8 protein-coding genes are annotated in these 11366 nt (G+C 42.6%); all 8 read right to left on the bottom strand.

Annotated features, from left to right (window positions below):
- Positions 1 to 127: 127 nt before the first annotated feature.
- The 8 genes from FTT91_RS14785 to gltB all read right to left on the bottom strand — a co-directional run bounded on the left by FTT91_RS14785 (position 128) and on the right by gltB (position 10982).
- Positions 128 to 331: a hypothetical protein gene (locus FTT91_RS14785; RefSeq protein ID WP_257229588.1), complete on the bottom strand. Its 204-nt coding sequence runs from the start codon at positions 329 to 331 to the stop codon at positions 128 to 130.
- A complete protein-coding gene (locus FTT91_RS09120; protein WP_257229587.1) occupies positions 297 to 854 on the bottom strand; it encodes a hypothetical protein in 558 nt (185 codons plus the stop codon). The genes FTT91_RS14785 and FTT91_RS09120 overlap by 35 nt, the downstream gene beginning before the upstream one ends.
- A 235-nt stretch (positions 855 to 1089) precedes the next feature.
- Positions 1090 to 1626 carry a hypothetical protein gene (locus FTT91_RS09115; protein ID WP_180169292.1) on the bottom strand — a complete coding sequence of 179 codons (537 nt, stop codon included), beginning with the start codon at positions 1624 to 1626 and terminating at the stop codon, positions 1090 to 1092.
- A gap of 681 nt (positions 1627 to 2307) precedes the next feature.
- Positions 2308 to 2868, bottom strand: coding sequence for a TPM domain-containing protein (locus FTT91_RS09110; RefSeq protein ID WP_180169291.1), 561 nt, complete (start codon positions 2866 to 2868; stop codon positions 2308 to 2310).
- Positions 2862 to 3977, bottom strand: coding sequence for a TPM domain-containing protein (locus FTT91_RS09105; RefSeq protein ID WP_180169290.1), 1116 nt, complete (start codon positions 3975 to 3977; stop codon positions 2862 to 2864). The genes FTT91_RS09110 and FTT91_RS09105 overlap by 7 nt, the downstream gene beginning before the upstream one ends.
- A 19-nt stretch (positions 3978 to 3996) precedes the next feature.
- Complete coding sequence (locus tag FTT91_RS09100; RefSeq protein ID WP_180169289.1) at positions 3997 to 4587, bottom strand: LemA family protein; 591 nt, start codon at positions 4585 to 4587, stop codon at positions 3997 to 3999.
- Between the two features lie 406 nt (positions 4588 to 4993).
- Positions 4994 to 6415 (bottom strand): FAD-dependent oxidoreductase, encoded by a 1422-nt coding sequence (locus FTT91_RS09095; RefSeq protein ID WP_180050951.1) that lies wholly within the window; start codon positions 6413 to 6415, stop codon positions 4994 to 4996.
- A 91-nt stretch (positions 6416 to 6506) separates the two neighbouring features.
- On the bottom strand, positions 6507 to 10982 hold the full coding sequence (gene gltB, locus FTT91_RS09090; protein WP_180169288.1) for a glutamate synthase large subunit: 4476 nt from the start codon (positions 10980 to 10982) through the stop codon (positions 6507 to 6509).
- Positions 10983 to 11366: the final 384 nt, after the last annotated feature.

Raw genomic sequence — 11366 nt, 5'->3', positions numbered from 1 at the left:
AAAGTCGTTTGAATGATTTCTTCTTGGTCTACGTGCCATAAAATACTCCATATATTGATGTTTATAACATCATTTGAGGAGCAGAGTATCACTTATAGGAGTTGTTCAAATTTCCGGATCCATCTCTCTATGCTGGTTTTATATGTGGCACATCTGGACGCTCAACACCTTGATGGTCAAAAAACTTATACACCATTGCCGCCAACTTGATAAACGCCTGTTCAAACGTATCTGCCCAAACATCTAAACGATAGTCATGATAATGCTCTTGGTATAATTTACCACCATCTTCTACTTTATTGAGATGTGAGCCAGTCTCTAAATAAATCACTAATTTCCCCATCATCTTCATCATTATATGCACCGTGATAAACATTTTGGCAATGTCCCCATGTATTCCAGTGCCATGATGGTACACCGCCAGTAACCATCCAAAAAGCTGGGTGTGTATCAATAAAATGATAGGCAGTTAAAAAGTCCGTTGGATTTGCGAGATATGCTTGCTCATTTTCAAAGGCAGTCTGTAAAGCAGATTGTAAATGCTCAAATTTATTTTGATCGGTATAGGAAAACAAACCACTAGAAAGATACTCAGAGGTTTTAAAAAATAGGCAACCATTTTCTTTATCCTCACCAAAATATTGATAAACCTCTGGTGGAATCTGTAAATCTGTCGGTTTGACATGATGGATCTGGTGTTGTACGTCTTTTAAGCTCGCGTGAATTGCTTCCATACGATCGGGGTAAGTGACGACAAGTTTCGTATCTCGCAGTGATAAAATTGCTGGTTCAGTCATTTGGAGTAACTGTTCTAATAACCAGTCTGGTAATTGTTTTAATTCGGTGAGTTGCATTTTTATCCATTCTATTTTTAAACAATTTCAACATATTACATAAGTTTCACAACATAATTTGTGCAAGTTATTTATAGCATTGGCGATATAACGCCCGTACCATCTACTAAATGAAAATGATTATCTGGAATGTTGTAAAGTGCCGTTCTAGATATTTTAAAAAATAGAAAAAATGTGTTTTAACCGGCGGTGTGGGTATCATCCCATTGAGCCATTATAGATTTTTCATCTTGGTTTAGATTTTCAAAAAGCTCGATTTTCCTTTCTTTAGTTTTTCTATATAAGCCTCACATTGAGCAGGCAAACCGAGATGATATTTTAAAGCGCTATCCGCTTTTGCTGTCACATACTCAATATTTTGAATTTCACGCTGCTGAGCAAAAATTTGAATCGCAGGATGTAACTGTTCTGAGCAACTTGCATCATTGCTAAAGTATTTTAACATCTTGGTTTCTGCAAAATAAATTGCAGCAAACAATCGCCCATCCTTAAAAACAATCGCTGATGAAGCATCTAATCTGGTTCCAGACCTACCTTCATAATACAGAGCCTCATCTGTTTTCAGTAAATAGGGCGCTGAGTAATTGTCGAAATTAGATTGAAATTTTAGATAATCATGCTTTAGCAAGGTTTGAAGTTCTGTTTGGATTTTTGGATTCAAAGCAATTTGAGGAATTGATGAAATATCTGAATATTGAATTAGGTCTAGTTTTTGAGCATGAGTAAAAACGGAGAGTGAAAAAAGTAGAAAAAGATAATATTTATTCTTCATATCAAATTTATTATTTTTATGTCCATATTGACTTACTTATGGATTGTTCATTTTATATGGACACTTATGGAGTATCAATAAGGGTAAAACCTTTTTGCATTGTATTCATAAACATTCTCCACAAATGTTTGTTAATTTAATTATAAGCTTTGTAAGCTATTTTATACTTAGCACTAAACGTGCCAACTTTTATTATAGACAATTTACACAGAAAAACAGCACCTTACACATAAAAAATTTTCAACTTTTAAAATTACTGTTTATTTATGTTAAAAAGTGACAATTATTGTCAGTTTAAAATTTTGAATTTAACAAATTTTGTCATTTTTAGAGCAATAGGTCGCATTTTTTATTTTAAAAATAAACCTATCACACATTTATTTGTATTTTTGATATAATTTTCAGCAAATTTAGCTAACGTATAGTAGTTATCTTTTGTGCTGATGTGGCTTCCCTTTTTGAAAAAGTAAGTCAAATGTAGTGAAAGCCACCCATGTTTAAAAAATCTCTCCTAGCCTCTCTTTAAAAAAGAGAGGAACATTCATTATAAAATTGATTTATTGTGCAAACATGCTTTTCAAGCTTCCCCCTTTATCAAAGGGGGATTGAGGGGGATTTAAAAAGATTAAGCCATAGATGGTGCAAGGAGGGGGTTGAAAAAGAGAAGAATACTAACAGCTCTCACCCCAAAATAATCGGCGCATTCCCTAGTTCATTCTGTGTGTCTAGCAACTGGCGGTCATAAAAAGCATCCAAAATTTCACCAATTTCTTTCACACCTGTGATTACCGCTTGCCTATACTGCTGCTGTGCCAAACCCTGCACAATATGTGCACAGACCTCATCCCACACCTGTTGCGTGGTCGCGGTTTTAATGCCACGGTCAATTACAATTTCCACTTTGCGTTCACACAAATTCAGGTACAGTAACACACCGCTGTTTAGTTCAGTATCCCAAATACCTAATTCAGCAAACAACTGACGTGCGCGAGCATGGGTGTCTATTGAATAGGCCAAACGTGACGGTAAGCAGCCTTCAATCACCACTTGAATTTCCCCCACATGCCCATGTTCAGCAGCAGTCACTGCTTCTGCAATGGCATGTTGATCCTGCGCATTAAAAAAACGTTTGCTGGCAGGTAAATAAAAGAAATGCTTCAGCCAACGCTTTACACTCGGACGCACTGTAATGTCCATTTTCGGTTGAGTAATAATTTCTGTTGTATCTGTTGTGGTTACCATGATCCTGATGCTCCTCCCCCACCAAAGCTACCACCGCCGCCGCTATAGCCACCGCCACCCAAACCGCCGCCGCCAAAACCACCACCACGTCCGCCACCACGCCCCGCAGAGGACAAGAAAACTTGGAAAATGGTCTGTGCAATAGCAGTAATGAGTAAAATGAAAATTCCCGCGCCAATCATTAAACTGGTGATTAAGCCTGCACCATTGACCAAACCTGCTACTGTTCCTGCCACGGCGGCGGTTGAAGCACTTAAACGTTTTCCGACAATCAATGAGCCAATCACCCCTGCAATTAAAATAAATAAAGCAGTGCTCAAGGTTTTTTCACGCGCCTGTTGTTCTTGCAAGGCTTGTTCCTGACGCTGTTTTAGTTCTTGCGCCGCCTGTGCAGCAACTTCGGGGTCAAGGTTTAAAATCCGTTCAATTTCTGCCAAGCCAGCATCTATGCCTTGAGCATATTGCGCTTGTTTAAAATACGGCGTAATGCGTTGGTTAATAATCCGACTGACTACAATATCGGGTAGCACGCCCTCTAAACCATAACCTGTTAAAATCTGAATCCGACGGTCATTGACTGCTATTGCCATTAGCAAACCATTGTCTTGCTTGGCAGAACCAAGTTGCCATTGTTCTGCGACCCGCATGGCAAAATCAAAAATATCTTCCTGCCCTGTGGTCGGTACAATCACCACCCCAATTTGTGCTTTGGCTTGTTGATGTAAATTTAAAATTCGCTGACTGATTTGCTGTTTTTCTGTGGCAGTCAGCAGATTGGCTTGATCGACTACGGGCTGATTCAAGGTCGGCAAAGCACGGATAGATTCACCCTCTGCCATATCATTGGCAATTTGCGGTTGCTGAACGGTTGTTTCTACAGGTGCTTGCTGAGTCGTAGATGTAGGCTGGCGTGAATTTGTAAAATCTGGGATGGGGTTGGCACTTTGAGGATGCTGTTGCTGCACAATTTTACCCAGCACTACAGCTTCGGCGGTTTCATCGGTTGCAGTGGCAACTTCACTATATGCCAAGCAGCTGAAACACATCACCATAATGAGCAGCAATATTTGCCCAAGGTTCATGCGGGTCTTGCTGTGCGATTGCAGCATCCAGACATCCTCCTAGGCGTTATTCAAACGAAACTTTCGGTGCGGTTTGTGCGCTTTGCTCGGCACTGAAGTTTGGTTTGGTGTCCATGCCAATCACTTTGGCGGTCATCACTTGCGGGAATTGACGTGCATAGCTGTTAAAGTCTTGCACTGTGCTGATGTAACGGTTACGCGCCACGGCAATACGGTTTTCTGTGCCTTCTAGTTGTACTTGTAAATCACGGAATTGCTCATTGGCTTTTAAGTCTGGATAATTTTCAGACACCGCAATTAAACGTGATAAGGCACTGGTCATTTGCGCCTGTGCTTCCTGATATTTCTGGAATAACGCAGGGTCTTCTAATACCGACTTATCCACTTTTAAGCCTGCGACATTGGCACGTGCCTGAGTGACTTCAGTCAAGACTTGTTCTTCATGTTTGGCATAGCCTTTGACCACATTCACCAAGTTTGGCACTAAATCGGCACGGCGTTGATATTGGTTTTGGACTTCTGACCAAGAAGCAGTCACGGCTTCATCTTTTACTTGTAAGGTGTTATAGCCGCAGCCGCTTAATGTCAAAGTACTGGTTAAAGCCACTGCGAACATGGTTTTTTTTGTGAAATTCATAAATTAACCTCTAAATTTTCTTTGTATTTGTTTGAAATGATTTCATTCTAACGTGAAATTCCGACGTGTTTGTGTATTTTGTTTAATCGCAGTGTATTACCAGAATGCTTACAGCAAATTGAATTGATATTGATGTTCATTCTCTTTGGCCAAATATGGTTCAGGAATGAGGGATATATTCCGCAAGAGGATGAGGGGATTTTATCCACTACAAAAGGTTGTTTTCATAAATTATTTTTGAATCTCTGCAAAGGAAATTCCTTCTCCCAGAGGAAGAAGGAAGTTTCAATATCCATTTAAATATGAATATAACGATCATTTCTTGATTTATGGAAGATATCTATTAAAAAAAGGACTGAATTCCTTAAAAATCAGCCCTTTCAACATCTAAGCAAAAGAAACTCGTTTAGACCTCTAAATAATCTAAAATACCTTCTGCTGCCTGACGACCTTCCCAAATTGCAGTCACGACCAAATCAGAACCACGCACCATATCGCCTCCTGCAAAAATTTTCGGGTTAGACGTTTGGAACTTAAATGTTTGCTGTTCTGCTGCCACTACACGACCTGAACCATCTACCCCAATATTGGCAGAGGCAAACCAATCTGCAGGGCTGGCACGGAAACCAAAAGCAAGCAATACCGCATCGGCAGCTAAAATTTCTTCTGAACCTGGAACAGGCTCTGGGCTGCGACGACCACGACTGTCTGGCTCACCCAATTGCGTGGTGACCACTTTGACACCTGTGACTTTGCCATTTTCACCGACAATTTCAATGGGTTGACGGTTAAATAAGAAGTTCACACCTTCTTCACGGGCATTGGTCACTTCACGGCGTGAACCTGGCATATTGGCTTCATCACGACGATAAGCACAAGTGACTTGCTGCGCACCTTGACGAATTGAAGTACGGTTACAGTCCATGGCAGTATCCCCACCACCCAGTACAATCACTTTTTTGCCTTCAACACTAATGTATTCTGCAGGGTCTTTTTCCCAGCCTTGGCAACGGTTGACATTGGCAATCAAGAAATCCAGCGCATCATAAACACCATCTAAATCTTCACCTGCAAATCCACCTTTCATATAGGTATAAGTGCCCATGCCCATGAATACTGCATCATAATCGGCAAGCAATTGTTCAATCGTGATATCTGTACCAATTTCGGTATTTAAACGGAATTCGACCCCCATGCCAGAAAAAATTTCACGGCGGCGTTTCATCACGTCTTTTTCCATTTTAAATTCTGGAATACCAAAGGTCAGCAAGCCACCAATTTCAGGACGTTTGTCAAAGACTACCGGTTTGACGCCATTACGCACCAAAATATCGGCACAGCCCAAACCTGCAGGGCCTGCACCAATAATCGCAACTTTTTTATCGGTCCATTTCACATGCGACATGTCTGGACGCCAACCCAAGGCAAAAGCAGTATCGTTGATGTACTTTTCGGCATTGCCAATGGTCACTGCACCAAAACCATCATTTAAGGTACATGCGCCTTCACACAAGCGATCTTGTGGACAAACCCGTCCACAAACTTCAGGCAAAGTATTGGTTTGATGACACAATTCTGCTGCCTGAAAAATACGGCCTTCCGAAATCAGTTTAAGCCAGTTCGGAATATAGTTATGCACAGGGCATTTCCATTCACAGTAGGGGTTACCACAGCCCAAACAACGATGGGTCTGATTGGCCGCCACTTCTGCAGTAAATGGTTTATAAATTTCCACAAACTCATTTTTGCGGACATCGAGATCTTTTTTCTCTGGATCTTGGCGTGCTACATCCAGAAATTGAAAGTCATTATGTAGGCGTTCTGCCATGTCTTTCTCCGTAGGTGGATGTGGATAACGCGACATTTACACTGGGTATAAGTCTAAAGTTATCCACATCTGCCGAATGCTGAGTCGTGGATTATTGTGGATCTGCTTGGGTGGTTTTCAACAAAGTCTGCAAGTTGGCAGCTTTTGGTTTTACCAACCAGAATTTACGGCTATAGAAATCAAACTCATGACGGATCTTATACGCCCACGCACTGCCTGTTTCAGCAATGTGTTCATCTAAAATACGTCCTAAGAATGCTTTATGTTCTTCCATCGCTTCAGTCGAAATACGATTCAGCTCAATCAGTTCGTGGTTGTAACGGTCTACAAAGTCATTATCCAAATCCAGTACATAGGCAAATCCACCTGTCATGCCCGCACCAAAGTTGTGTCCCACTTTGCCCAATACCGTGACAATCCCGCCAGTCATATATTCACAGCAGTGGTCGCCTGCCCCTTCAATCACAGCGAAGGCACCTGAGTTACGCACCGCAAAGCGCTCACCTGCCGTACCTGCAGCAAATAATTTACCACCGGTTGCACCATAGAGACAGGTATTACCAATTATCGCTGTGTTTTGAGTTTGGAAAGGCGAACCTTTTGGTGGGAAGATGGAAATTCGTCCCCCCGCCATGCCTTTACCCACATAGTCATTGGCATCACCTTCAAGTTTGATATGCAAACCACCTGCATTCCAAACACCTAAAGATTGTCCCGCAGTACCCGTAAGGTTCAATTTGACAGGATGATGTTCCATGCTCAAGTTACCATAACGACGCGCAATTTCACCTGAAATACGCGCACCAATTGAACGGTCACAGTTGCTCACATTAAAGTAATATTCGCCCCCTGTACCTGCTTCAATTGCAGGCAACATCTCTGCAATCATTTTTTCAGCCAAGATGCCTTTGTCAAATGGCGCATTGCCTTCAACCTGACAGTATTGCGCTTTGCCTTCTGCCGCAGGGTGCGATTCCAACAAGGCGCTTAAATCCAAGTGCGCATGTTTTTCGGTTTCACCCGGTAAAATTTCTAGCAAGTCGGTACGACCAATCAAGTCTTTCAAGCTCGCAACACCCAGTGCAGCTAAACATTCACGGGTTTCTTCCGCAATGAAAGTGAAGAAGTTGATCAGCATTTGTGGTTCACCAATATAGTGTTCCTGACGCAAATGATCTTGCTGCGTTGCTACCCCTGTTGCACAGTTATTTAAGTGACAGATACGCAAGTATTTACAACCTAAGGCAATCATTGGCGTTGAACCAAAACCGAAGCTTTCCGCACCTAAAATTGCCGCTTTCACCACATCTAAACCAGTTTTTAAGCCACCATCGGTTTGCACACGGACTTTGCCACGCAAGTCATTCACACGCAGTGCCTGATGCGCCTCGCTTAAACCCAACTCCCACGGTGAACCTGCATGGTGAATAGAGGACAGTGGCGATGCTGCGGTACCGCCATCATAACCCGAGATGGTAATGAAGTCGGCATAGGCTTTAGCGACACCTGCTGCAATGGTACCCACACCCGGTTCAGACACCAGTTTGACCGATACCATGGCTTGCGGATTGACTTGCTTTAAATCGAAAATCAATTGTGACAAGTCTTCAATCGAATAAATATCGTGGTGCGGTGGTGGTGAAATCAAAGTGACACCCGGCACAGAGTAACGTAAACGGGCAATCAAGCCATTCACTTTACCACCCGGTAACTGACCACCCTCGCCTGGTTTTGCACCCTGTGCCACTTTAATCTGCAAAACTTCTGCAGAGGTTAAGTAAGCAGGTGTGACCCCAAAGCGTCCCGAAGCAATCTGTTTGATTTTCGAGTTACGAATCGTGCCATAACGCGCAGGGTCTTCACCGCCCTCACCTGAGTTTGAACGCCCACCAATGGTGTTCATGGCTATCGCAATGGCTTCATGTGCTTCTGGTGACAACGCACCCAAAGACATGCCCGCAGAGTCGAATCGCGGTAAAATTTGTTCAACCGATTCCACTTGATCTAAGGCAATTGAATGGTCTGTTTTTAACTTGAATAAATCACGAATGGTTGCAATTGGGCGATTATTCACGATTTCTGCATATTCTTTAAAATCTGCATAATTGCCTGAACGCACCGCTTTGTGTAAAGCGTTGATCACATCTGGGTTAAAGGCATGGTATTCCTTGCCAAATACAAATTTCAGCAAACCGCCCTGATCAATTGGTTTACGTGATTTCCATGCAGTATCTGCCAGTTTTTTCTGATCATTTTCCAGATCGGCAAAGGTAGCCCCCTGAATACGGCTTGGCACACCAATAAAGCAAGTATTCACCACTTCAGCAGACAAACCCACCGCTTCAAACAACTGACCACCACGGTAAGAGGCTACAGTTGAAATCCCCATTTTGGACAAGACTTTGAGCAAGCCTTTTTCAATGCCTTTGCGGAAATTGCTTTGCGCATAAACTGGATCGCCCAATAACTCGCCTTTGGCAATCAAATCATTGATCACATCATAAGCCAAATATGGATACACAGCAGTTGCACCAAAACCGAGCAATACTGCAAATTGGTGCGGATCACGGGCAAAACCTGTTTCCACAATAATGTTGGCATCGGTACGTAAACCGACTTGAATTAAGTGGTGATGCACTGCACCAGTCGCCATGACCGCATTGGCAGGCAAGTAACCTTCACGGATTTTTTTATCGGTGAGTACCAATAAAGTTTTACCCTCACGCACCGCTTGTGCAGCAGTTTCACAAATCCGTTGAATCGCAGCTTGTAAACCTTCATTTTCAGCATAGTTCAGATCGATGTCTGCAATTTCATAGCCTTTACGACCCAAAGTGCGAATTTGGTGCATTTTGGAGTTGGTCAACACAGGACTTGAGATAATCAAGCGGTCTGCATGTTCTGGGCCTTGCTCAAATACGTTTTGTTCACGACCCAAACAGGTTTCCAAAGACATCACGATCGATTCACGCAATGGGTCAATCGGTGGATTGGTCACCTGCGCAAACTGCTGACGGAAATAATCCGACACATGACGTACCTGACGTGATAATACTGCCATTGGCGTATCATCACCCATGGAACCAACGGCTTCTTGACCGCTTTCTGCGATTGGACGCAATAATTGATCACGCTCTTCAAAGGTCACCATAAACATTTTTTGTGCAGCTTTTAAGGCATCACCTTTTAAACCCTGATCACACAAATATTCTTCAAGCTCTGGGCTACCTTGTAAACGGATTGAATTTTCACGTAACCATTCACGATAAGGACGCATTCTTTTCAGATGGTTATTTACATCCTGCGTATCGAGCACTTTGCCAGTAAAGGTATCCACCACCAAAATTTGACCAGGACCAACACGTCCTTTAGAAATTACATCTTCAGGCTCATAACCCCACACCCCAATTTCAGAGGCCAAAGTAATGTAGCCATTTTTAGTGATCACCCAACGTGCAGGACGTAAGCCATTACGGTCTAACATACAGATGGCATGACGACCATCCTGAATCACTAAACCTGCAGGGCCATCCCACGCTTCCATATGTTTAGAGTTAAATTCATAGAAAGCGCGTAAATCGGCATCAATGGTTTCGACGTTCTGCCATGCAGGCGGAACCAACATACGCAAGGCACGGAATAAATCCATTCCGCCACCCACCAGAATTTCCAGCATATTGTCTAAGCTTGAGGAGTCTGAACCTGTACGGTTTACAATTGGGTTTAGCTCTGTCAAACCTGGCAATAATGGATTTTCAAATTTTGGGGTACGTGCCATTGCCCAGTTACGGTTGGCGGTAATGGTGTTGATTTCACCATTGTGTGCTAAATAACGGAACGGCTGTGCCAACGGCCAACGTGGCAAAGTGTTGGTCGAGAAGCGCTGATGGAACACCACAATATGTGATGCCAGACGTTCATCGGCAAGGTCGGTATAAAAGTCTGCAATCGCTGCAGGCATCATCAAACCTTTATAGCTGATCACGGTTGAGCATAGCGTGGTCACATAAAAATATGGATCGGCAGTCAATTGCTGCTCGGCACGACGGCGCGCCAAAAATAGTTTGCGGTTAAATTCAACTTCAGTCACACCCAATGGGCAATTGACAATAATTTGCTCAAAAGCAGGCAAAGACTGCATGGCAATTTCGCCCAATACCTCATTATTGGTTGGCACCACACGCCAAGCCAATACTTTACAGCCTTCTGCTTCAATTTCTTTGGTCAGGATATTTTTTGCATGCGCCGCTAAGGCAGGGTCGAGGTTCAGAAATACTGTACCCACTGCAAAAATTTCGCTCAGAGTAATGTCACTTAAGCGTTTTGCTTCTTCGCGGAAAAATTGCTTTGGCATTGCCAACAGCAAACCACATCCATCGCCCGTTTTACCGTCTGCGGCAATACCACCACGGTGGGTCATGCAACTTAAACTATGAATGGCAGTCTTGACGAGATCATGGCTTGCATCACCCTGCATATGGGCAATTAAACCGAAACCACAGTTATCTTTAAACTCATCCGGTTGGTATAAACCTTGAGCGGGAGCTACAGTATTAGGCGATGGCATGTGCATAGCGTACCCTTCTTTTACTTGCCCAATTGGGCCAATTAAACAATCTGTTTTTGCGATTTAACTCAATTTACAACTCTAAACATCAACCTTGGGTAAATGAAATATCACACATTTATTTCAATCAATACCGATTAAAAAGCCTGAGTGACCGATTCATCATTTACGCAACTTTTACACTTTAATGTAGCAGGCAAATTTGACAGTTTCGCACAATCATTGAATCTTTTTTGCGCCAAAATAGGGACAACAACTCAATTCACGCACCAATAAAAGCAAAAACAATGCCAACTTTATTTTTTATTCGCACATGAGCCAAATCTCAGCTTTAACCCTAAAAATGTAAAATCAGATCACATTTTTAAGTCAAATTCGCACTAT

The sequence above is a fragment of the Acinetobacter sp. YH12021 genome, from assembly GCF_013420145.1.
GTDB lineage: Bacteria > Pseudomonadota > Gammaproteobacteria > Pseudomonadales > Moraxellaceae > Acinetobacter > Acinetobacter towneri.
Note: the sequence above shows the minus strand (reverse complement) of the source record. Positions and strands in the feature narration are given on the sequence as shown.

Excerpts from the sequence above, each read along its gene's own strand:
- FTT91_RS09100 (WP_180169289.1), bottom strand. The coding sequence starts at position 4,587 with ATGAATTTCACAAAAAAAACCATGTTCGCAGTGGCTTTAACCAGTACT.
- FTT91_RS09105 (WP_180169290.1), bottom strand. The coding sequence starts at position 3,977 with ATGCTGCAATCGCACAGCAAGACCCGCATGAACCTTGGGCAAATATTG.
- FTT91_RS09095 (WP_180050951.1), bottom strand. The coding sequence starts at position 6,415 with ATGGCAGAACGCCTACATAATGACTTTCAATTTCTGGATGTAGCACGC.
- FTT91_RS09120 (WP_257229587.1), bottom strand. The coding sequence starts at position 854 with ATGCAACTCACCGAATTAAAACAATTACCAGACTGGTTATTAGAACAG.
- gltB (WP_180169288.1), bottom strand. The coding sequence starts at position 10,982 with ATGCCATCGCCTAATACTGTAGCTCCCGCTCAAGGTTTATACCAACCG.
- FTT91_RS09115 (WP_180169292.1), bottom strand. The coding sequence starts at position 1,626 with ATGAAGAATAAATATTATCTTTTTCTACTTTTTTCACTCTCCGTTTTT.
- FTT91_RS09110 (WP_180169291.1), bottom strand. The coding sequence starts at position 2,868 with ATGGTAACCACAACAGATACAACAGAAATTATTACTCAACCGAAAATG.